We start from the raw sequence: 23,148 nt of genomic DNA, 5'->3' as shown, positions 1-23,148 counted from the left end.
TCTTATTTACAAAGTTGCTCGAATTCGAAAGTGGCAAAGTGACGTTGTAACTTAACTATGCAATGCTATCTGTGTCTCGCACTGTTATAAATCAATCCATATGCTGTCGTTGAAATGCGGCAATCTCACTATAAGTGTCGATTAAAGAACGACTAATATTGATAAAGATACTTACAAGTTGTTGATAAATATCGACGGTTTCTGAATCAGGTTGATGTTCATTTGTCGTACCTACCATTTGTTCAATTACTGAGAAGTCATCAATTTCACCGAGTGCTTTCATACCTAACACACATGCACCTAGGCATGAACTTTCATAGCTTTCTGGCACACTTAAATGTGTGTCAAAGATATCTGCCATCATTTGGCGCCAAATTTCACTTTTAGCAAATCCACCTGTTGCTTTGATTGTACTTGGTGTTTCATTCATCACTTCTATCAAAGCTAGATAAACTGTGTAAAGATTATATAAAACGCCTTCTAAGGCAGCACGTATCATATGTTCTTTCTTATGAGATAGTGTTAAGCCGAAGAATGACCCACGTGCATCTGCATTCCATAATGGCGCGCGTTCTCCAACAAGATAAGGATGGAAGATTAAGCCATCTGCGCCTGGTTTAACGCGACTGGCGATTTGAGTTAATACGTCATAAGGATCAACACCTAAGCGTTTGGCTGTTTCGACTTCACTTGCTAATATCTCATCACGAAGCCATCTTAAGATAACGCCACCATTATTAACTGGTCCACCAATTACGTAGTGTTCATCTGTAAGGGCATAACAGAAGATACGACCTTTATCATCCGTTCTTGGTTTATCTATGACGGTTCTAATAGCACCAGATGTCCCAATAGTAACGGCGACTTCACCTTTACGATAACTATTCACGCCCAGATTAGATAACACACCATCACTCGCGCCAATTACTACTGGCGTATTCTCATCGACACCCATTAATGTGGCGTAGCGCTTTTTCATTCCTTTTAAAATATGTGTTGTGGGCACTAATTCTGGTAGCTGCTGACGTGTGATACCTAATAAATTTAATACGTCGTCATCCCAATCGAGTTGTTCGAGATTGAACATACCAGTAGCTGAAGCCATGGATTGATCGATCACATATGTCTCATATAGTTGATATAAAATATATGTTTTAATATCTGCAAACATGGCAGTACGATTGAATATATCTGGTTGTTCATGCTTCATCCAAAATATCTTCGATAATGGTGACATTGGATGAATGGGTGTACCTGTTCTTCTATAAATTTCAAAACCATCATGTTGTTGATTAATTTGGTCGGCATATTTACTTGCTCGATTATCTGCCCAAGTTATATTCTCTGTTAAGCGTTGATGTTGTTCATCCATCGCAACTAAACTATGCATTTGGGCACTAAATGAGATTAATTTAATATCTTCCTTAGCAATATTTGCTTCTCTGATGACATATTTGACAGTCATCAATACTGCATCAAATAATTCATCTGGATTCTCTTCCGACACATCAACATTTGGTGTATGTAATTCATAACCGATGTTATGTTTCATAATGAATTGTCCATTTTCATCATAAAGTACTGATTTGGTGCTTGTGGTACCAATATCGACACCAATCATATATTTCATATCTTATCTCTTCCTTTCTAAAATATTAGCGTAACCAAAATCCTTCTATATCTTTACCTACATCATCAAAGTTTAAATGAAAGGCTTGTCTCAACGTCTCGGCATTTTTATTTTCAACTGCATCTACAAAGACATTGTGATTTCGATGTATACGTTCAAAATCATTAGGATCTTCCGACATTCTACGTCTCATCGATAGGAGAATGAGTGACTCCATTACTGGTTTCAAATGATTCCAAAATGTTCTAAGGTATTGGTGGTTTGAAGCTAAAATCATGGCTTCATGAAATTCAAAGTCATGTTTCGTAAATGATTCAGCGTCTTCAAATTGTACTGCTACTTTCATCATTTCGAGTTGCTTTTTCATTTCTTTAGCTATCGGTTGTGTATCTTGAGATCTTAATCTAGAAAAGGCAAACGACTCTAACATTAAACGTAAGTCATATAGTTCTCTTTTTTCTTGTTCACCAAAAGGTAAGACTTGCGCCCCCATTCGTTCTAAATGAATGAGTTGATCTGTTTGTAATAACTTGAATGCATCTCTAACAGGCGACCGACTAACATTAAATTGTTTAGCTATTTGATTTTCAGTCAATAGCGTTTCTGCTTGAATATCACCTTTAATAATCCCTAATCTTATTTCTGCAGCTATCGCCTCACCTGTAGTTAAATGTCGCTTCCATTGTTCTGGATAGCCATATGTCATAGCTCACACCGCACTTTCATTTGTCGTTCTATACTTGTATACAAGTATATTAATACATGACGTACATTTTTGCAAACGCTTACTTTTATTCAAACCATAAAAAAGCCTCGATTATTTAAGTAATCGAAGCTTTAACAGGCGGACTAAATTATGAAGATTGAGCTGGTGTTTCAATACAATAATGGATTTCATGACAATTGGGAATACATTTTGCAAATAGCATACGTAATTATTCTTGAATCCATTGTTTGATATGATCTACAACACCTAATTCTTGGTCTGACTTTGTTTCTAATACACTTGGAAAATCAAGATGGCCAATTCCTTCATATACGATTTCTTTTGTTGTGCCACCATAAGCTTTGAATTGTTCTAACGTAGCTAATGAATCTGTATATGGAATAATTTGATCCTCTTTACCAGACATGAATAGTATTTTCGGAAATGTTTCTATGTCTTCAATATCTGGTAGGTAATCAGCATTAATCGTATACAAGATATCTGTGATAATTGTCTTGATTGGTGCGACGAATTGAAATAGTTCAATCGCATTTTCTTTTTGCGCAAAAATGGTTTTATCGAGTATGTATTGTGGTAAATTTTTCACTGCATTAATTTCATCCTTTAAAATATCTCGCTTACTATCTGACGTAAATAAGCGTGCTAACATACTACCATCTGGTGTGATTTTTGCAGCACTGTTTAGGTAAATCAAATGAGAAATGGGCAGTGTATTAAATTTCAATAAACGTGTAGCAATCATACCACCCATAGAGTAACCAACTACTTTTATTTCTGACAAATGTTGTTCCGTCACTATTTGACTTAATACATCATAAACGCGCTCTGAATAATCATCTAATGTGTGGTTATCTCTTTCAATTTCAGAACTCTTACCTCTACTAGGGCAGTTGATAAATATCAGTTTGTATTCTCTCATGTATGGTTCAAACATAGTCATAATTTTATATGTAAGTAATGCACCATGAATAAAGACAATAACCTCTTTGGAATTAGGATTACCTGCATATATCACTTCACTTTGCTCATTTTCATAATTATTTAATTGGTATAGTTGTGTTTTAAAATTTTGCTTATTCATCTTAACCCTCTAATTCTAAAAATCATATTATATATATTAAATATTTTATCATATTACTTTAATTAAAATCCTTTTTACATAAAAATAAGTAGTAAGTCGTCATGTTTTAGTAAATTGGCGACCTACTACTTTATTCACCTTTCTTTAAGGGTGACGTTAATCATCCTTAGATATTTCGGTATGAATCTGTTGCATCTTACTTTCTACATCGGTAATCTCTGTTGCACATTGTTCTAATAGTCCTTTATATTTTTCAGTATTGGCATTATTTTTATAACGTATTTTATGTTCTAGACTCGCCCACATGTCCATACCAATGGTTCTAATTTGAATTTCTACTGGAATAATTTCTACAGAATCTGCTAAGAATACTGGAATCGATACCACAATATGTAAGCTGCGATAACCATTTTCTTTAGGATGTTCAATATAATCTTTGCGCTTAATTAATTTGACGTCTTCCTGTTTTAATAACATCTCTTCAATAACATAAATATCATCCATATAATTACATATCACTCTAATACCAGCGATATCCATAATGTGATCTCTAGCACTTTGTGCACTAATGTCTAAACCTTTCCGTTTAAGTTTCTTAACTAAACTCCCCATCTCTTTAACACGTCGTTCCATATGGTGTATGGGATTATGTTTATATCTATGATTGAAATTATCATCTAAAATGCTTAACTTAGTACTTATTTCTTTAAGTGCGGATGAATAAATGTGATCGAGTTCAACAAATCCTACTAAAATATCAAATGCCTCATCACCATTTTGAATAGCACTTAAACTATTTTTAAATTCGTATCTCAAGTCTTCAAGGTATAATGATGGTTTTCTCTCTACATACATATGATTTCCTCCATCTCTTTTATCCCCTTCATTATATCGAAGTTCAATGAGAATAAGAAACAATTGCATTCCCTACTTTAGTCGTAAACAATAAATCAGGCTATCCCTGATATAGAGATAGCCTGATTAGTCATTTATTCATCTTTTTGATGTTCCACTACTTTAGTATCTTTGTTATCTGCAATGTGTTGCGCACGTTTTATTGCATCTTTTTTATACTTAAATGTTTCAGATGCTTGTTTTGCATCTTCTGTTTTTACTTTCCACTCACCATCTTCGAAATATACATGAACTGGCTTTTCATTTAATTCCGGTTGGGCTGACTTGTCTTGTTGATGCTGTGTGATATGTTTATTTTTAAGTTCTTCTAGTTCGTCTTCAGATGCTTGTTTATACCATTTTTCAGCTTGTTGCGTAGCTATTGGAATCACATCTGACTCCTTATAGCCATCTTTTAGCATAGCATTAGCAATATCAATTGCTTTTTTTCGTTCTAATTTGTCTAAATTCTTTAGGCTTTGAGGATAATCTTCCATAGTCCAAGGCATTGCATTTCATCTCCTAGTTAATGCGTGTGATAGTTATCTTTACCACTCTTTTCAACTATTCAATCACCATGACCGGACTCTGACGTTAGACAACCCTCAGACTGACTAATCATTCGCAAACTTAAGCAAATGCTAGTGTTTCACTTGCATCTTTACGTTCTTTTTGACTATTATTTTGAATCTTCATTAAGCCTGACTTAATATAATTATATTGTGGTAAATCGGTTAAATCTTTCACTTCTAAATGAGAGTGTAATTCAAAATGCTTAGCAATATTTTCAAAGATAGCTAAGTATTCGCCCATTTGTTGATCGTCAATTCTTGTTCGATTTTTATCATTTAAGGCTCTACTTAACATAAAACTAATTTCTTCTAAGGCGAATATACTTGGGTAGTAATATTGAATGACTGATTTATTACTAAACAATTCACCGTTTGCTGCGTTATACATTTGTGTCATATTGTTTAATCTTACTGATAAGATTAGATTTAAATGTTTTTCTTGTTCCTCATTTTTATATTCATTGCTGGAGAATAAATAATGGAAAAATTTCGCTTCTTGTCTCACAACATCTGCTATGGTGTTCGGTAATAATGCGGATGCCGTACGTTGTCCTAGTATAAATAAACCAAGTAATGCAATGGCAACCCCCATAGCCACGTCAACAATACGCGGGAAGGCAATGGATATGGATAAGTTTTGTGATGCCAAACCATTCAATAAGATAACTTGTATCGTAATAAATATAACTGCAAATGTATAGTTAACACCGACAAATGCTTCTGTCATCATCGCACCGAAGCCCATTAATATCACTGCTAATGGTGCTGGTACCGTGAAGGCTAAAATACCTGACAGTACTACTACACCCAGTAACGTACCTAAACTTCTGGCCATACCTCGTTCTAATGTGTGAATCGTTGATGTTCCTAATAATAAAGTATGTGCAGAAAGCGGAATCCAATATGCTTTATCAAATCCAAAGAATAAAGCTACAAAGATAGCCACTGCAATGATTACTGTATATCGTAATGTGTTTCTAAACACGAGTGAATCTAACGTTAAATTTTGTATAATACGCTTGCTATATAGAGGTTTACGGATGTTTGCCTCATGTTCTAAATGTTCAGAATCTGCGTGAGCAATTTCGTCAATTTTTAATATATGACTGATTAAGTTTTCAAATTCTGGACTTACATCTACTTCTTTTTTCCATGTTTGATGGTTACTAGATGGATGACGTATCTTATCAATGATAAAATCTAACATTTCAATCAGTTCATTTGGTAATGGGCGTGTGCCCTTTTCATTTAATTCGAGTAATTCTGAGTAAATACCTTGTGCTGACGTATGTAGTAATAGTAACTTTTGAAATCTTGTACTTAACTTACCATTACTAGAAGATGATGTGATGAGTAATTTGTCAGATGCTTTAAAGGCAGATACTGCAGATGTAGCCACTTTCTTAAATTCTTCTGGCTCATTGTAATTTTTCATTAAATCTTGAATTACTTTAAAGTCCGAATTAATGGCACTGTCTTCAGTTCTTTCTTTTTTCATATATACGGTTAGGATTACGACTAATGTTGCAAATGCACCACCAATAAGAATACCAAGACCTCTCACTAATGCTTGATCAGGTGCAATGGGTAAGTTCATTGGTAAACAAAATGTCACGATGAAGAATGTTGATGATGGGCCAGCAATTTTTAATGCTGTGAATATATAAAATGGCACCACCGTTACAACTAGTAGTAAAATACCAAAAATGAGTGGTTGGGCAGCTGTCAATGTCCCTAATATCATACAAACTGCGAAAGCTAACGAACAAAGTACCACCGTTCTAATCATAGATTGTGGCGATCCTTTAAAAACATAAATATGCGCTAAAGTACCAGTAGCAATAAGTAAACCAAATGAGAAAAATCCAAAATAATAACCTAATAACGCAGGTATAATCATTAGTAAACCTTGTCTGATCCCTTTAAACGTATCAATCTTAGATCGATTAAAATAAAATACTGTCTTTAAGAAACTCTTCAAAACATGCTCTCCTTTCTATTTTTATTATTTGAACATAAATAAGAGAACGGAAAGGTTCTCATTTCAATTTTGAAATCAGCTTTATTCCGCTCTCTATGGCGTTAATTTATCGGATGTATTGCTTGCAATTCATCAAAACACAAAAACTATTATAACACTTTTCTTTTTGTTTGATGACTAATTCCCTTTATACCGATATAAATATTTATTTGACTTGTTGAGCCACTTCAATCACTGGTGCTTCTACGACAAAGTTACCAATTTCATTTTTGAACATTTGTAAATGTTCAGACTCATTATGTGATTTAATAGCCGCTTCATCTACATAGTTCTCCACTACGATAAATGTATTTCTATCTTGCACATCTTCATAATGGCTATAGAATAATACGCCTTCCTCTTTTCTTGATTCGGAAACTAAATGTTCCATAAGTTTTAAATATTCATCACGTTTTTCTTCTGATATTTTTATTTTTGCATTAATTATCATCATTCGAATCACACCTTCCTATACAATAATTATGCACTTATTAAAATATAAAAAGCAATAAATGAGTTTGACACAAGGTATTGAAACCTTATTTATACTCATTTATTGCTTGGATTTAAAACCAACAAACTATTTAACTGATTGATGTTCATCTATGACTAATGGTTGATCTGGTTTAACGAAGAACCACATGATAATCGCTAATATTGCTGGAATAATTAATAATTGGAACGTCATACTCCAACCAAGTTGTTCAACAAATGCACCTGCTAAAAATGGACTTGTTAAAGCACCAATGTTCCCCCATAAGTTCATCCAACCTGATACTGTACCAGAGAAGTTACGACCTAAGTCTGTCGCTGCTGCCCAACTCATACCCATAGACATACCGACGCCACCTAAACCAAGAGATAACCAGAATATAGTAACATATAAGTTTTCAGTATGTACTGCAAAAAAGATTGATATTGAAAAGACTACAAATCCAAGAATCGCAATTACGCCACGCGCGACGAAACGAGATTTACCAGTATTTAAAATCTTATCTGAAATCGCGCCACCAGATAAAATTAAGAAGAACATTAATAACCATGGCAATGAGCTGATTGACATATCTTTGAAATCAACATGGTATTGTTCTGTTAAATATGTTGGTAACCAAATTAAGAATAATGTAATAACGAATTGTACTACAAAGTACTGAATCGCAATGGCATAAAAACTAAAGTGTGTTAAGAAACGTTTCCAAGGTGGTAATGATTTATCAGTATCTACAATGTCTCTATGTTCAGTAATAAATCGTTTTTCGGCTTCATTGACCATTTTGTGTTGTTCAGGTAAGTCTTTAGCAATAATCGCCCAAAGTACTGCCATCACAATGCCGACTGCACCAAAAATATAAAAGACAGCTTGCCAATTAAATGCATTAACAATTGCAATCGTGACAATCGGTGCTAATACAGGACCAAAATATGAACCTGCTAATAACGCACTTGATGCTCTTCCTTTTTCATTTTTAGCAAACCAATAAGAATTGAACACTGCATTAGACGGATACATAGGTGCTTCTCCCACACCAAATAAAAATCTAACAAAATATAATAAACCATGATGCTTAATCATACCTGTGAGAATTGTGAAAGCACTCCACCATACTAAAGCAATCGTAATCATCTTACGAGGTCCAAATTTCTCTGCTAACATCCCTGAAGGTACTTGCATTAACGCATAACCTAATGAGAAAAATGACGCTAATAAACCAAATTGTGTTTTTGTTAAATGTAAATCTTCCATCATTGGTACTGCAATATATGAGATATTAGATCTATCCATATAGGCTATAACGCCAATGAGAAAGAATGCAATCGCAAAAAACCAACGAACGTTACTTCTTTTTTTATTCATTTCTTTTCCTACTTCCCATAATGATATGTTGTTTCTATGTGTTGTCGTTAAGTTTCAGAAATTCCTAATGATGACTGTTTAACTTCTAATCACACATCTATTAAATTCTTGTAGCGCTACAATTTTTATTATAATAGCACGAAATGGAAACGGTTACAATATAAAATTAAAAAAATATTCACAATTTATTCAATAAAAATTAACAATACTTACATTTAATTTTCACTATTTAAATAAGCGATTCAATTTCATTTACATCTTCATCTAAATTGATTATTTACATGTACTTATTTTTCATTAAAAGCTAATTATAGATGGTTGCCATGTTTGATACCGACACTAAAAAATAGTAAACTGTATGTAAATTGAAAGCGCTATTCCATCAATACAATTTAATAATAAACCCACTGGAAGTGCCTTTGTTTAAGGCTGAGAGTAAAGATGTGACTTTATAATTCCTAGAACCTGATCCAGTTTGTACTGGCGTAGGGAAGTGGCATAGCTATGAATTTAAAGTACTCATTAGCAATTTAACGCTATTTCCCTACTATGTGGAAATAGCGTTTTTTTTGTTGAGGTGATGTATATATTTATTGCGATAACTTATTATAAAGAACTGTCATTACAGGATTTAAAGCATTTTATGACTATAGAGCCGGCCATTGATGGCTTACTCTTTAGAACGCCTATGTCTACTTTGGCGTTACAACGATTTATTACACGACTCATTGCAGTAGGATTTCCCAAAGATAAAATAATGATTCACAGTAATCTTAACTTACTCAAAGCTTTAAATTTGCAGTGTATTCATTTTAAAGAAAATGACAAACGCGCATTTTTAATAAAACAACAATATCCTGAGTTAATCGTCGGTATGTCAACGCATAATATTGAAATGGTTAAGCAATGTCATGCATATCAATTAGATTATGTCTTTTTCGGTCATATATTCTCTACGTCGTCGCACCCAGGTGAACCACCACGAACAAATCAAGAGATTCATGACGTACTCAAGATTGATATGCCTATTTATGCTATAGGCGGTATTTCCCCATCTACCATTTCACAATTACCTACAGGATTTGATGGTCTATGTGCAATTTCATTTTTTATGACCTCTACTGTTAGTGACATTAACTCTTTAAAAAGGAAGTGGCATTCTCATGCATGATGTTCTTATTATTGGTTCCGGTGTTATAGGTATGTCGATAGCTCGACAACTTAGTCAATCACATTTAGATATTGCTATTGTAGACCGAGATATACCAGGTATGCATGCCTCTTATAAAGCCGGTGGCATGTTAGGCGCTCAAAATGAGTTCACAACTGATAGTGAATTATTTCAATTAGCAGTAGCGTCTAGGTCATTATTCCCAGAATTAAGTGATGCCCTCTATCATGAAACTGGTATTGATATTGAATTTCAACAATCTGGATTAATTAAAATGGCATCATCAACCAAAGACGTAAAGTGGTTAACTCAACAATATGCCTTTCTTAAATCAAAAGATCCAAGCGTTGAGTTACTCTCAGATGATGAACTATTTAACCTTTCAAATGGTCATGTCGAACCAACTGACTTAGCCATATATATTCCAAAGGATGGTCAAATCAATGCCAATCACTATACTAAAGCTTTATTACAATCAATAATTCAGCGCGATGTTCATCGTTATTATCAAACAGAAGTAAAACACATTCATCACAATAATGGTTTTTACACAGTTACAACAAATAATGGTGATATTCACGCTAAAAAAGTAATTGTGGCAGGTGGTGCTTGGTCTACTCAGCTATTAAAAGATTACGCTATACCAAGACAAGTGATTGGTGTTAAAGGTGAGGTATTATTAGTTGAACAACCTTCACTTAAATTAAATCATACTGTGTTCATGACAAATGGCTGCTATATAGTTCCAAAGGAAAAACATCGCTACTTAATTGGAGCGACAAGTGAATTCAATAATTATAGTGTTGGTAATAGTGACGCAGGTATTTCATGGTTACTCAAACATGCTCAACAATGTATACCTGAGCTATCGCATAGTCATATTCTTAAACAATGGTCAGGCGTAAGACCTTACACAGAATATGAATTACCTATCATGGATCAAATTGATGACGGCTTATTTATCATCACTGGTCATTATCGAAACGGTATACTGTTATCCCCTATTATCGGTCAAGATATTGCCAATTGGTTATTATCAGGAATTAAACCAACAAGCTATTCAGCATTTAGTTTATCAAGGAGTGAGCAAAATGAAGTGTATCATTAACGGAGATTTATTTACTTTTGAACATGAAGATTCGATTACACGCATATTAGAATCCTTAGAATTAGACCCTCAGCGTGTAGTAGTTGAACATAATCAATCTTTAATTAAGCAAGACGATTTTGACAATCAAATAGTCAGAGAAGATGATCGTTTAGAATTATTAGAATTTGTAGGAGGCGGATAAAATGTTAAAAATAGGTCAATTAGAATTGAAATCTCGTTTATTATTAGGTACTGGTAAATTCGAGAATGAACAAACGCAATCCGAAGCAATTAAAGCAGCTGAAACAAATGTATTAACATTTGCAGTAAGACGTATGAATTTATATGATAAAAATCTTCCAAACCCACTAGCTAATGTGAACTTAAAAGATTTCATTACATTTCCTAACACTGCAGGTGCTAAAACTGCTGATGAAGCCATCCGTATCGCAGAAATTGCAAATCACGCTGGTGTATGCGACATGATTAAAGTTGAAGTCATTGGTGATGATGAAACCTTATTACCTGACCCGTTTGAAACGTATGAAGCTTGTAAAGTGCTATTAGAAAAAGGGTATATCGTCTGTCCTTATATCTCTAATGATCTTGTATTAGCTAAAAAGTTAGAAGCATTAGGTGTCCATGCGGTGATGCCATTAGCATCACCCATTGGTACAGGTAGGGGTATTAATAATCCACTTAATTTAAGTTACATTATTCAAAATGCTGACGTCCCTGTCATTGTAGATGCCGGTATTGGTTCTCCTAAGGATGCCTGTCAAGCAATGGAATTGGGTGCTGATGCAATATTATTAAATACTGCTATCTCTGCAGCTAAAGATCCTGTCAAAATGGCCGAAGCTATGAAATTAGGTATTCAAGCCGGTAGATTGTCATATGAAGCTGGTCGTATTCCCGTAAAATATACAGCACAAGCATCAAGTCCTACAGAAGGCTTAGGCTTCTTATAATGTCACGTTATGAAAGACAAACACGCTTTCAACCTTTTGGAGAAACAGGACAGGCTCAATTAGAACAAACCAAAATCATGGTACTTGGTGCTGGTGCATTAGGCAGTCATATAATAGACCAATTAGCACGCATGGGCGCGCATCAACTAGCAGTCGTTGATATGGATATTGTGGAATTATCCAATTTACACCGCCAAACTTTGTATGATGAGCAAGATGCACAACATATGACATCTAAAGTTGAGGCACTTAAACAGAAAGTCTTTAACATTAATCAACATGTACATTTAAAGGCTTATCATCAAGAATTGTTATCTACAAATATCGAAGATATCATTAAAGACTTTCAACCAGACATTATTTTAGACGGTATGGATCATTTTAAAATACGTTATTTAATTAATGAAGTGTGCCATAAATTAAATATTCCTTGGATTTATGGTGCAGCTGTCGGTAGCAAAGGCACCATTTATGGCATTGATTTTACTGGTCCTTGCCTTAAATGTTTATTACAACAAGTACCTCAAACTGGTGAAAGTTGTGCTATCAATGGTGTTTTGCCTCCTATCATTTCGATTGTAGCGAGTTACGAAGTAGCTGAAGCTATACGTTATATTAGTGGATACGGATTTTCCCAACAATTAATTACATTGGATGCTTTTAATATACAACATCAATCATTAAATATAAGTCAATTAAAGGATGATCAATGTCCTGTATGTCATTTCCAACAATATGAGGTATTAAATACTAAACAGAATCATACTATCGAACCGTTGTGTGGCGATTCAGTAAGATTTAGATTGCCTGAACATAGTTTCGATTATGCCTCAGATTTCCCAGGACATATGATTAAATCCACACCATTTGCTAAATTATTTCAACACGGAGAATTAACATTCACACTATTCAAAGATGGACGTATGAATGTACATGGTATTACAGAAGAGACAGATGTTCATGCACTTTATCATCAACTTTTAAAATCAATAAAATGACAAATTGACTCCCCTTTTACAAGCATTTACGTATTATTTTTATTATAATGGTTTTACCAAACTATATTACTTAAGTCATATGCTTCAATGCATAAAGGAGTCTATTCACATAAATGGAACAAATTATAACGAATTTTATTAGTCAGTGGGGATACACAGCTATCTTTATTCTCATCTTGTTAGAGAATGTATTACCTGTAGTCCCTTCGGAAATTATTTTAACCTTTGCTGGTTTACTATCAGTTAAATCTCATCTATCCATTTGGACGCTATTAATCATTGCGACGATTGCGTCATTTATCGGATTATTAATTCTATATTATATTTGTCGTCTTATTTCAGAAGAAAAGCTATATCGCTTTGTCGATCGTCATGGTAAATGGATGAAATTAAAAAGTAGTGATTTAAAACGTGCGAATGACTGGTTTAAACGATACGGTGCCTGGGCAGTATTACTTTGCCGCTTTATACCAGTATTACGTGTATTAATTACTATTCCTGCAGGTATCAACCGTATGAATATTGTGAAGTTCACATCACTTTCACTTCTTGGTACAACGATTTGGAACTTCGCATTAATTTTACTAGGTCGCCTATTAAGTGATAGCTTTGGCGCCCTTATGAATGGTATCCATACGTATTCTAGAATAATGTATGTCATTATCATCATCGCCGTTATTTACTTTGTCATCAGATACTTTGTCAAACGTAAACGCGTAAAATAATGAATTAAAGCTATCCCAAGCCAACATGGTGCGCGCACAATGTTGGCTTTTTTGTGTTCTTCTGACTTTTTAATGAACAATGCTTATTCCCTATAGCTTTAATCACATTTTTTAGAAATGGGTACTATTGCTATTTCTAATGTTTGATATTATGACGTTATTTCTAAATTAAAAAATATCTTTTCAATTAAAGCTTTGCTATTGAAAATTGTTATATTTTTATTGATAATCAAATGTAAGCGCATTAATAATTGTAATAACTGGCTTTGAGCGGAATTTATAAATAGGAGTGACAAGACATGACACATATTACAGAAAATGAACTTAAGAAGAAATACTTAGACTTACTATCTCAACGATTTGATAGTGCTGAAAAGTTAGCAACTGAAATTATTAATTTAGAGTCAATCCTAGAGCTTCCAAAAGGTACTGAACACTTTGTAAGTGATTTACACGGTGAATATGAATCATTCCAACATGTTTTAAGAAATGGCTCTGGTAATGTAAGAGCTAAAATCAATGATATATTTGCCGAGTCGCTAAGCGAAAAAGAAATTAATGATTTAGCCGCCCTTGTCTATTATCCAGAAGACAAACTCAAACTCGTTAAAAATCAATTCAATGCCAAAGGGCAACTTAACGTTTGGTATATTACGACCATTGAACGTTTAATTGAGTTAATCAAATATTGTTCTTCAAAATATACACGTTCTAAACTTCGCAAAGCTTTACCAGAACAATTCGTCTATATTATTGAGGAGCTACTATATAAAAATAATGAATATCAAAATAAAAAGACGTATTATGAAACATTAGTCAATCAAGTCATCGAGTTAGAACAATCAGATGATTTAATCATTGGTCTCTCTTACACAGTACAACGCCTCGTTGTCGATCATTTACATGTTGTTGGTGATATTTATGATCGTGGTCCTAAACCCGATAAAATCATGGATACATTGATTAATTACCATTCTGTAGATATTCAATGGGGAAATCATGATGTGCTTTGGATTGGTGCCTATGCAGGTTCTAAAGTATGCCTTGCTAATTTACTTAGAATCTGTGCGCGTTATGACAATCTAGATATTATTGAAGATGCATATGGTATCAACTTAAGACCGTTACTTACTTTAGCTGAGAAATATTACAGTGGCGATAACCCTGCTTTCAAACCTAAAAAGCGTCCAGATAAAGAAGCAAGTTTAACACAACGAGAAGAACATCAAATTACTAAGATTCATCAAGCCATTGCGATGATTCAATTCAAACTTGAAATGCCAATCATTAAGCGTCGCCCATCATTTGAAATGGAAGAACGTTTAGTGCTAGAAAAAATCGATTTCGACAACAATGAAATCACTGTTTACGGTAAGACATATCCATTGAAAGATACATGTTTCCAAACGATTGATCGCCAACATCCTGAAGTCTTACTGGAAGAAGAACAAGAAGTCATCGACAAATTACTATTATCATTCCAACAATCTGAGAAATTACGTCGTCACATGTCATTCTTAATGCGAGAAGGTAAATTATATTTACCATACAATGGCAATTTACTTATACATGGTTGTATCCCTGTAGATGAAAATGGTGAAATGGAATCATTTGAAATTGACGGGGAAATGCATAGTGGACGTGAGCTATTAGATGTCTTTGAATATCATGTAAGAAAAGCTTTCGATGACAAAGACGTCACTGATGATTTATCTACGGATTTAGTATGGTATTTATGGACGGGCAAATATTCTTCATTATTTGGTAAACGCGCTATGACTACATTTGAGCGTTACTTCATTGAAGATAAGGCATCTCACAAAGAAGTGAAAAATCCTTACTACTACCTTCGTGAAGATGTAGATATGATTCGTAAAATGTTAAGTGACTTTGGCTTAAATCCAGACGAAGGTCGTATCATTAATGGACATACGCCAGTAAAAGAAATTGATGGTGAAGACCCAATCAAGGCGGATGGTAAAATGTTAGTTATTGACGGTGGTTTTTCAAAAGCATATCAATCAACCACTGGCATAGCAGGCTATACATTATTATATAATTCCTTTGGTATGCAATTGGTAGCGCACCAAGAATTCAATACAAAAGAAAAAGTACTGTCAGATGGTACTGATGAATTATCAGTCAAACGTGTTGTAGATGAAGAACTCACACGTAAAAAAATCAAAGATACGAATGTTGGCCAAGAATTACAATCACAAATCGATATTCTCAAAATATTAATGCATGACCGTTATTTAAAATAAACAATAAATGACTACACATAAATAATCCCCTCACTACGCGTTTTAGTGAGGGGATTATTGTCATGATACAAAATGTTTCAACTCATTGTTTCATATTACTTATAAAATACATTTTTAGTCATTATACACATTTTTCAAAATACCATAAACTCCGTGGTCTTCTTTTGGTAATGTGCGTTGACTGCGTTTAAATGTCACTTTTTTACTTTCACTAATATAATAAATTAACATATCTTTATGAATAATGTCATCGTATCTTTCTGCTGGCACTTCAATAATATTATGTTGTGTTATATATTGGTCAAACCATCTTGGTGTATGGTTCTCATCGAATAATATATGATTACGAATTGGGCCATTCATATTATTGCGGGCTTGTTCATCATTGAATGATACTGGCATCATATCAACGTTATTCAAACCAAACTCTGGTACAAGTTCATTAAATGCTAAACTATTAAAAATAAAGGACTTCGTCATTAAGATACATTTGTTATATCTTAATAAATCTGAATATATTCGATCATTACTGGATAATAAGTTGCCTTTAAAGACTTCAAATCCCTCTTGATGTGCTTTTTCAGACGTATTCTCAAATAAGTTAAACATCATCACTGGGATACCGTGTTCTTTAAGCATGCTACATATGTGGAATGAAAATTCACTTTCACCAACAATAATCACACCGGGTGGTTCATTACTAGCAACACCTAATAATTTACTTAATGGTGTAAAGCTAAATCCATAAATCACAACGGTAATAAATACTAATCCAAATGTTACTGGTGTGATATATTGCGCCATTTTAACGCCATCATCCATAAATAAACTTGAGAAGAATTGCGCTACTGTTAATACTACAATCCCTCTTGGTGCCATTAAGGCTACACTTGCTCGCTCCCGTTTTGATATTTCAGTTCTAAATGTAGAGACAATAACGGATATCGGTCTTACAAGTAAAATCATCACAATACTAAACACCACGAGTTGCCATGAAAGTACATTTAATAAAACATCTTTCGTTAATGATGATGCGATTAATATAAATACGGTCGATACAAGTATAGATGATGCATTCTCAATGAAATGATCTGATTCTTTAAACATTAAGTCATGACGTTTATTACGTGCCATCATCAATCCAAAAATAGTGACAGAAAGTAATCCAGATTCAGCTAAGATTTCATCACAAATACTAAAAATTAATAAAATAAATACGAGTTGAATCGGTGGCATTAAACTTTGTGGAATTAAATCGTGTTTTATTAGCCAATTGAATAGGAAAGACGCTCCAAATCCAATAATAATAACGCATACGATTTTCAAGAAAAATTGCACAATCACTAAAAAGCTAATACCATCATCGATAATTTGGAACACATAAAAGGCTGTCAATGCTAACATTGGCCCTATCGGATCTAAAATAATACTTTCCCAACGTAGTATCGAATCCACATTTTTCTTCACTTTAGCTTGTTTTAATAGTGGTTGAATCACAGTTGGACCTGTAATTAAAAACAAACCACCCATCACTAGTGACACTGATAATGGAAAGTCTAAAATGTAATGTAAGGCCACTGCACCTAAAATCCATGCAATTGCTGCTCCTACTGTAATCATTCTAATAACCGCTTTAGAAATACCTCTAAGTTCTCTAAAGTCTAAGTTACTACTTCCTTCAAATAAAATAATTGCTACAGCGAGCGATACTATAGGACTAAAGACATCTGCCCCCATTGCTTCTTTCGGATTTGCAAAGCCTAGCACTGGACCTACTAATAACCCTACGATGGCCATCACAACAATCGATGGCCACTTAATTTTATTTGCTAACCATTGACTAAAAATACCTAACGCTAAAAATACAACAATCATTAACATTAAAGGTAAATCAAATATCATAACTACACCTTCTTCAATTATTACGCTTACTTCACTTAAAAAATTCAATATTGGATAATACTATCAAAGTATTTATGTGAATGCATTACTCTTACTTAAAATTCTATAGTTTCTCATCTGTCTTCGCTACCGCTTCGCTTTTATTTTATTATCTTTGTCACATGATTAGTACACCATGTTCATACAATCGTCCATATAAGATGTACTGAGGTGTTTATTTTTTATGCTAATTCGTCTAAAATAAAAAGATACGCATTTTCATGATAAAAAAATTTAAAATTATAATAAAATCAATTTCGACATGAAGGGATAAGAACGACAATGAAAATTTTTAAAGAATCCATCATCGTGGCGTTTGCATTTGTAGGCGTCGTCGTAGGTGCAGGATTTGCGACTGGTCAAGAAATCTTTCAATTCTTTACGAGTCATGGCATATATAGTCTCGGCGGTATTGCTATCACAGGTGCTATTATCACAGTTGGCGGTATTTTAGTCTTAAAAACAGGCTATCGATTACAATCAGGTAATCATTCTGAATCCGTCCATTACTACCTACATCCAACAATTGCTAAAGTATTTGACTTAATATTAACCGTCTTTTTATTTTCTTTAGCGATCATTATGACAGCAGGTGGTGCATCCACAATACACGAAAGCTTTGGACTACCTTATTGGCTAAGTTCACTGCTACTAGTCATATTAATACTATTAACATTATTGTTAAAATTTGATCGCCTTATTGCAGTCTTAGGTGGTGTCACACCATTTCTAGTTGCGATCGTAACAATGATTGCAATTTATTACTTTGCATCAGGACACCTTAACTTTGAAGCAGCCAATCATTATGCACATCATCATCCATCTATGACACCAGGTTGGTGGTTTGATGGCATCAATTATGCTAGCTTACAAATAGCTGCTGCATTTAGTTTCTTCTCCGTGATGGGTGGTAGATTAAAATATCGTCAATCTGCAACATACGGTGGTTTAATAGGCGGTTTAATCATTACATTTTTACTATTAATGATTAATTTAGGTTTAGTTACAGAATTTGACCAAATTAAGGATGTCGCACTCCCTTCTTTATTATTAGCTAAAAATATTTCACCTTCGATTGGCCTTATCATGTCAGTCATCATGATTTTAGTGATATACAATACCGTTGTCGGCCTTATGTATGCTTTTGCTGCTCGATTTAGTACACCTTTTACAAAGAAATACTTTATATTAATTATTTCGATGGCAATCGTGACTTTCATATGTACCTTTGTCGGTTTCATTTCACTTATTGGTAAAGTCTTTCCTATCATGGGATTATTTGGTTTTATTCTATTGATTCCTATATTTTATAAAGGCTTAAAAAAACATTAATTATTGCAATGACAGGTTGGCATATTTCCATGCCGACCTTTTTTTATATTTAATCATCGATAGTTTAGGGAATATAAATTGTGGAGGTGTTTGAGATGACGAATCAATTATTTATTAATAACGAATTTATTGAAAGTAACTCGAATGAGACGATGGATGTGATTAATCCAGCTACTGGAGAAAAGATAGATACCATCACATTCGCGACAAAGGATGAAGTCAATCAAGCTATCGAAAAATCGAAACAAGCACAATTAGAATGGGAAAAAATCCCACAACCTACCCGTGCCGAACATGTTAAATTGCTTATTCCTCTATTTGAACAAAATAAAGATGAGCTAGCTCAATTATACGTTAAAGAACAGGGTAAAACATTAGCTGAAGCTCAAGGCGAAATCGATAAATCCATTCAATTTATTGATTATATGACCAGTTTAAGTATGAGTAATAAAGGCGAAGTATTACAAAATAGTGTAGAAAACGAAACAATCCAACTCACTAAAAAACCTATTGGTGTCACAGCTGGCATTGTGCCTTGGAATGCACCTATCTTAGTATTACTACGTAAAGTCATACCTGCTATCGTAACAGGTTGTTCTGTTATCATTAAACCAAGCGAAGAAACAACGTTACTCACATTACGTTTAGCTCAACTATTCAAGGCATCTACCATTCCTGCAGGACTAGTTCAAATTGTACCAGGCACAGGAGAGACAGTAGGGACTCAATTAGCACGACATAAGGATATTCAACTTATCTCACTAACTGGTAGTATGCGTGCTGGTAAAGCTGTATTCGAAAATGCAGCAAGCACAGTTAAAAAAGTCAATTTAGAGCTTGGTGGCAATGCACCAGTGATTGTTACGCCAAACGCTAATATAGATAAAGCTGTAGAATATATTGTCACTGCACGTATTAAAAATGCAGGACAAGTATGTACATGCCCTGAACGAATTTTTGTGCATGAAGATATCCACGATACATTTGTAGATAAAGTCACAGAAAAAATGAAATCTCTTACAGTCGGCGATCCATTAGATGATAAAACTGACTTCGGTGCGATCATCAATGAAACCCAATTAAACAGTATTGATGAAAAAGTACAAGAAGCAGTGCAAAATGGCGCTAAACTTGTATTAGGTGGTCATAAACTAGATCGTCCTGGTTACTTCTATGCACCAACAGTACTTGATCATGTTAAACAAACAGACGCTGTCTTTAAAGAAGAAATATTCGGACCTGTTTTAGCTATCACAACTTATCAAAACTTTGAGCAAGTCATTGATGATGCTAATGACACTAATGCAGGACTATCTTCATATATCTTTTCTAATGATTTATCAGAAGTCATGACAGCTACGGAACGACTCAAATTTGGTGAAGTATATGCCAATTGTGAAGCAGAAGAAGTCGTGAATGGCTATCATGCCGGTTGGAGAGAATCTGGTCTTGGTGGTGCCGATGGTATTCATGGTTTTGAGGAATATTACAACACGACCGTGTCTTATATTAGATATCAATAATAGTTCATGAGCACATCAATATGTGCTCTTTTTATATAACATCATATTCAATTACATATCTTAATTCTTTGCAATTTGCACAGTTCTAATATCTGTAATAAGATTTTTAATAAAGGTATAATGTAATTATATTAATTATCACAACAAACAAATCAAACAAATGATCTATGAATCAAATAACTGAGGTTGAGACATAAAGTTTTTGTGTTTTGGGAAACCGATTAACGGCGTCCCAAAAACAGGATGATCGGCAGAAGGGACCCAACATAGAGAAATTGGCATTCCAATTTCTGCAAATAATGCAAGTTGGGCAAACACTCATGATTCGTCAAAATTTGGAAAACAATTCAAATGAAAAAACTCAACTATTGAGTTTGTAAGAACTACTAACCTATGAATAAGGAAGTAGTTCTTTATCATCGTTCGGTTCTGCTCAAATCCTAAACGATTTTGTCCCGACCTCTTATTTAAAACGTATCTTAACATTTTCAATTCATCTTAAAGGAGGTCCTACATGGAGTTATTACATTTAAAATATTTTACTTACGTTGCCGAGTATTTAAACTATACCGTAGCAGCACAAAAGTTATACATTAGCCAACCTGCACTTAGTATGACCATTAAAAAATTAGAAAATGAATTAAATACACAGTTATTTATTAAAAAAGGACGTAGCATTCAATTAACAGATAGTGGTCAACTTCTACTTGAGTCTGCGCATACTATTTTCAATGAATTAAGCCAAGTCACTGATATCATTCATGAAAATGAATCAATGCGTCTACATACTGTTCGTTTTGCTACATCTAGTAGTCGATTTATGATGACAATATTTGACCAATTTATTGATCAGTATCCAGATAATAACTTTAATATTGATATTATTAGTAACAGTGAAATGATTCAGAAATTATTGTTTCAACACATTCACTTTACATTAAATACGATGGCGCTGACTCATCCTCATATTCATTGTAAACAAATTATTACTGAAGATATTGTACTTACATATCCTAAATATTTAGATGGCCAACACATTGATTTACGTGATCCTGATTTGTATAAATCATTTTTATTTTCTTCTCAAAATACGGAATTTAATCGTATGTTTAAAGAAGTCTTGTCCTATAAACATATATCCGTCGATAATGAAAACTATGTAGACGATCACTTTATATCTTCAGTATTATCAAAACGAAACAACTTTTCCTTTCTTCCTATTTCATCATGTAGAGACCTCAACTTACCTTATATCGAAGATGAAGAGTTTATTTTCAATCAACCTATTTATCTTTCAACTTTAAAGGATATGACCCTCAATCCCGCAAACGAAGCCTTTTTCAAATTTATTGAAAACTATTTAATCGAACATGAAAGCTACTTTAAAATATAAAAATAATGGTGAATTAAAACAAATTGCCTCATGTCTGTTTCAATTCACCATTTTTATTATTTATTTTCTTTTACAGTGATATAACCTTCTATGATTATATTCGAGTGTCCCCCGATTTTTAAAGGCTGCTCTTGTTTTATATTAATTTTCCCATTTCTGCCGATACAACAACCTTGAGTATTGGTATATTCATTATCTTTTACTAAATCATATCGTTCAACCATCACTGCGACACAACCATTACCACTGCCACAAACTGGATCTTCATTCACCCCTTCATTAGGCGCAAAAGAACGAACTTCAAATTGAGCGTCGTCTTCAGAGTCATACGAACCAAATACGGTAACACCTGTCGTACCTGGATAAATAAACTGACGCATTAATTCAAATTTAGGCTGTAAATCCTTTACAATTTGTGCATCTTTCAATTGTAATGTTAACCATTCAGCACCTATATTCACCTTTTCAGCTCTTTTGATGTCTTGGTTTGTAATGTCTAAACTTTTAACAATACCGTCTAATTGTTCCACATCTATTTGAGAAACTTTTGGTTCAGGAAGACTAAAGAATGTTTTACCTTGATCTATATCTATTTTCACTAAACCAACGCCACTCTCTTGCATTAAATAATGCTCATGTTTCGGGATCATACCATTTTGCAATACCGCAAACGATGCCCCTACTGTGGGATGTCCTGCAAACGGCAGTTCATTATTAGGCGTAAAAATACGTAAACGATAATCTGCCAATTCATTGTCTGGCTGGCACACAAATGTCGTTTCAGATAGATTCGTCCATCTTGCAATATCTTGCATTTGTCGATCCGTTAAATAATCCGCTCCAAATACAACCGCTACAGGGTTCCCTTTATAATCATCATTCGCAAAAACATCCACTTGCATATATTTTAACTGTGTCATAACATCTCCACCTTAGACTTTTAATTAAACTCAGATTAGCA

General features: G+C 33.8%; 20 protein-coding genes and 1 riboswitch. Of the genes, 10 read left to right on the top strand and 10 right to left on the bottom strand.

All coding sequences use genetic code 11. The annotated features are described in order from the left end of the window. Positions 1-91 precede the first annotated feature (91 nt). From gntK to ssp1_RS01990, 8 genes are all read right to left on the bottom strand, one after another. On the bottom strand, positions 92-1,630 hold the full coding sequence (gene gntK / locus ssp1_RS02025) for a gluconokinase (RefSeq protein ID WP_075778252.1): 1,539 nt from the start codon (positions 1,628-1,630) through the stop codon (positions 92-94). Positions 1,631-1,655: 25 nt separating this feature from the next. Further along, positions 1,656-2,336, bottom strand: coding sequence for a GntR family transcriptional regulator (locus tag ssp1_RS02020; RefSeq protein WP_002450423.1), 681 nt, complete (start codon positions 2,334-2,336; stop codon positions 1,656-1,658). Positions 2,337-2,565: 229 nt separating this feature from the next. Continuing rightward, positions 2,566-3,438 carry an alpha/beta fold hydrolase gene (locus ssp1_RS02015; protein ID WP_075778251.1) on the bottom strand — a complete coding sequence of 291 codons (873 nt, stop codon included), beginning with the start codon at positions 3,436-3,438 and terminating at the stop codon, positions 2,566-2,568. A gap of 156 nt (positions 3,439-3,594) precedes the next feature. Beyond that, complete coding sequence (locus ssp1_RS02010; protein WP_002450425.1) at positions 3,595-4,293, bottom strand: GTP pyrophosphokinase; 699 nt, start codon at positions 4,291-4,293, stop codon at positions 3,595-3,597. A gap of 134 nt (positions 4,294-4,427) precedes the next feature. After that, positions 4,428-4,841 carry a DUF2188 domain-containing protein gene (locus tag ssp1_RS02005; RefSeq protein WP_002450426.1) on the bottom strand — a complete coding sequence of 138 codons (414 nt, stop codon included), beginning with the start codon at positions 4,839-4,841 and terminating at the stop codon, positions 4,428-4,430. Positions 4,842-4,962: 121 nt separating this feature from the next. Continuing rightward, positions 4,963-6,885, bottom strand: a complete 1,923-nt coding sequence (locus ssp1_RS02000) for an FUSC family protein (protein WP_002450427.1) — start codon at positions 6,883-6,885, stop codon at positions 4,963-4,965. Positions 6,886-7,090: 205 nt separating this feature from the next. Beyond that, positions 7,091-7,378, bottom strand: coding sequence for a putative quinol monooxygenase (locus ssp1_RS01995; RefSeq protein WP_049424472.1), 288 nt, complete (start codon positions 7,376-7,378; stop codon positions 7,091-7,093). A 126-nt stretch (positions 7,379-7,504) separates the two neighbouring features. Continuing rightward, complete coding sequence (locus ssp1_RS01990) at positions 7,505-8,779, bottom strand: pyruvate MFS transporter (RefSeq protein ID WP_075778740.1); 1,275 nt, start codon at positions 8,777-8,779, stop codon at positions 7,505-7,507. 399 nt (positions 8,780-9,178) lie between these two features. After that, a riboswitch (TPP riboswitch) is annotated at positions 9,179-9,288 on the top strand. Positions 9,289-9,359: 71 nt separating this feature from the next. On the opposite strand from ssp1_RS01990, the gene ssp1_RS01985 reads away from it, so the two are divergent. The 7 genes from ssp1_RS01985 to ssp1_RS01955 all read left to right on the top strand — a co-directional run bounded on the left by ssp1_RS01985 (position 9,360) and on the right by ssp1_RS01955 (position 15,998). Further along, complete coding sequence (locus ssp1_RS01985; protein WP_075778739.1) at positions 9,360-9,950, top strand: thiamine phosphate synthase; 591 nt, start codon at positions 9,360-9,362, stop codon at positions 9,948-9,950. Beyond that, complete coding sequence (thiO, locus tag ssp1_RS01980; RefSeq protein WP_107536138.1) at positions 9,943-11,058, top strand: glycine oxidase ThiO; 1,116 nt, start codon at positions 9,943-9,945, stop codon at positions 11,056-11,058. Before ssp1_RS01985 ends, thiO begins: the two co-directional genes overlap by 8 nt. After that, positions 11,042-11,242, top strand: coding sequence for a sulfur carrier protein ThiS (gene thiS / locus ssp1_RS01975; protein ID WP_075778737.1), 201 nt, complete (start codon positions 11,042-11,044; stop codon positions 11,240-11,242). The genes thiO and thiS overlap by 17 nt, the downstream gene beginning before the upstream one ends. 1 nt (position 11,243) lies before the next feature. Then, positions 11,244-12,011 carry a thiazole synthase gene (locus ssp1_RS01970; RefSeq protein ID WP_075778736.1) on the top strand — a complete coding sequence of 256 codons (768 nt, stop codon included), beginning with the start codon at positions 11,244-11,246 and terminating at the stop codon, positions 12,009-12,011. Next, positions 12,011-13,009, top strand: a complete 999-nt coding sequence (locus tag ssp1_RS01965; protein ID WP_075778735.1) for a HesA/MoeB/ThiF family protein — start codon at positions 12,011-12,013, stop codon at positions 13,007-13,009. The genes ssp1_RS01970 and ssp1_RS01965 overlap by 1 nt, the downstream gene beginning before the upstream one ends. Positions 13,010-13,122: 113 nt before the next feature. Further along, positions 13,123-13,734 carry an undecaprenyl phosphate transporter UptA gene (gene uptA, locus ssp1_RS01960; protein WP_002466988.1) on the top strand — a complete coding sequence of 204 codons (612 nt, stop codon included), beginning with the start codon at positions 13,123-13,125 and terminating at the stop codon, positions 13,732-13,734. Positions 13,735-14,033: 299 nt separating this feature from the next. Next, on the top strand, positions 14,034-15,998 hold the full coding sequence (locus ssp1_RS01955; RefSeq protein WP_075778734.1) for a fructose-1,6-bisphosphatase: 1,965 nt from the start codon (positions 14,034-14,036) through the stop codon (positions 15,996-15,998). Between the two features lie 114 nt (positions 15,999-16,112). Here the strand turns inward: ssp1_RS01955 and ssp1_RS01950 are convergent, their stop codons facing one another. Then, a complete protein-coding gene (locus ssp1_RS01950; RefSeq protein ID WP_118828093.1) occupies positions 16,113-17,900 on the bottom strand; it encodes a cation:proton antiporter in 1,788 nt (595 codons plus the stop codon). A 321-nt stretch (positions 17,901-18,221) separates the two neighbouring features. Here ssp1_RS01950 and ssp1_RS01945 point away from each other — a divergent pair, with 321 nt between their 5' ends. From ssp1_RS01945 to ssp1_RS01935, 3 genes are all read left to right on the top strand, one after another. Beyond that, a complete protein-coding gene (locus tag ssp1_RS01945) occupies positions 18,222-19,271 on the top strand; it encodes a YkvI family membrane protein (RefSeq protein WP_075778732.1) in 1,050 nt (349 codons plus the stop codon). Between the two features lie 95 nt (positions 19,272-19,366). Further along, positions 19,367-20,794 (top strand): aldehyde dehydrogenase, encoded by a 1,428-nt coding sequence (aldA, locus tag ssp1_RS01940; RefSeq protein ID WP_049424453.1) that lies wholly within the window; start codon positions 19,367-19,369, stop codon positions 20,792-20,794. Between the two features lie 514 nt (positions 20,795-21,308). Next, positions 21,309-22,187, top strand: coding sequence for a LysR family transcriptional regulator (locus ssp1_RS01935; protein WP_075778000.1), 879 nt, complete (start codon positions 21,309-21,311; stop codon positions 22,185-22,187). 56 nt (positions 22,188-22,243) lie between these two features. Here the strand turns inward: ssp1_RS01935 and ssp1_RS01930 are convergent, their stop codons facing one another. Then, on the bottom strand, positions 22,244-23,107 hold the full coding sequence (locus tag ssp1_RS01930) for a PhzF family phenazine biosynthesis protein (RefSeq protein WP_107536139.1): 864 nt from the start codon (positions 23,105-23,107) through the stop codon (positions 22,244-22,246). Positions 23,108-23,148 lie beyond the last annotated feature (41 nt).

The organism is Staphylococcus sp. M0911 (genome assembly GCF_003491325.1).
GTDB lineage: Bacteria > Bacillota > Bacilli > Staphylococcales > Staphylococcaceae > Staphylococcus > Staphylococcus warneri_A.
Note: the sequence above shows the minus strand (reverse complement) of the source record. Positions and strands in the feature narration are given on the sequence as shown.

Excerpts from the sequence above, each read along its gene's own strand:
- ssp1_RS02015 (WP_075778251.1), bottom strand. The coding sequence starts at position 3,438 with ATGAATAAGCAAAATTTTAAAACACAACTATACCAATTAAATAATTAT.
- ssp1_RS01930 (WP_107536139.1), bottom strand. The coding sequence starts at position 23,107 with ATGACACAGTTAAAATATATGCAAGTGGATGTTTTTGCGAATGATGAT.
- ssp1_RS01965 (WP_075778735.1), top strand. The coding sequence starts at position 12,011 with ATGTCACGTTATGAAAGACAAACACGCTTTCAACCTTTTGGAGAAACA.
- gntK (WP_075778252.1), bottom strand. The coding sequence starts at position 1,630 with ATGAAATATATGATTGGTGTCGATATTGGTACCACAAGCACCAAATCA.
- ssp1_RS01950 (WP_118828093.1), bottom strand. The coding sequence starts at position 17,900 with ATGATATTTGATTTACCTTTAATGTTAATGATTGTTGTATTTTTAGCG.
- ssp1_RS01955 (WP_075778734.1), top strand. The coding sequence starts at position 14,034 with ATGACACATATTACAGAAAATGAACTTAAGAAGAAATACTTAGACTTA.
- thiO (WP_107536138.1), top strand. The coding sequence starts at position 9,943 with ATGCATGATGTTCTTATTATTGGTTCCGGTGTTATAGGTATGTCGATA.
- ssp1_RS01995 (WP_049424472.1), bottom strand. The coding sequence starts at position 7,378 with ATGATGATAATTAATGCAAAAATAAAAATATCAGAAGAAAAACGTGAT.
- ssp1_RS01970 (WP_075778736.1), top strand. The coding sequence starts at position 11,244 with ATGTTAAAAATAGGTCAATTAGAATTGAAATCTCGTTTATTATTAGGT.
- uptA (WP_002466988.1), top strand. The coding sequence starts at position 13,123 with ATGGAACAAATTATAACGAATTTTATTAGTCAGTGGGGATACACAGCT.
- ssp1_RS01945 (WP_075778732.1), top strand. The coding sequence starts at position 18,222 with ATGAAAATTTTTAAAGAATCCATCATCGTGGCGTTTGCATTTGTAGGC.
- aldA (WP_049424453.1), top strand. The coding sequence starts at position 19,367 with ATGACGAATCAATTATTTATTAATAACGAATTTATTGAAAGTAACTCG.
- ssp1_RS01985 (WP_075778739.1), top strand. The coding sequence starts at position 9,360 with ATGTATATATTTATTGCGATAACTTATTATAAAGAACTGTCATTACAG.
- thiS (WP_075778737.1), top strand. The coding sequence starts at position 11,042 with ATGAAGTGTATCATTAACGGAGATTTATTTACTTTTGAACATGAAGAT.
- ssp1_RS02020 (WP_002450423.1), bottom strand. The coding sequence starts at position 2,336 with ATGACATATGGCTATCCAGAACAATGGAAGCGACATTTAACTACAGGT.
- ssp1_RS02005 (WP_002450426.1), bottom strand. The coding sequence starts at position 4,841 with ATGCCTTGGACTATGGAAGATTATCCTCAAAGCCTAAAGAATTTAGAC.
- ssp1_RS01935 (WP_075778000.1), top strand. The coding sequence starts at position 21,309 with ATGGAGTTATTACATTTAAAATATTTTACTTACGTTGCCGAGTATTTA.
- ssp1_RS01990 (WP_075778740.1), bottom strand. The coding sequence starts at position 8,779 with ATGAATAAAAAAAGAAGTAACGTTCGTTGGTTTTTTGCGATTGCATTC.
- ssp1_RS02010 (WP_002450425.1), bottom strand. The coding sequence starts at position 4,293 with ATGTATGTAGAGAGAAAACCATCATTATACCTTGAAGACTTGAGATAC.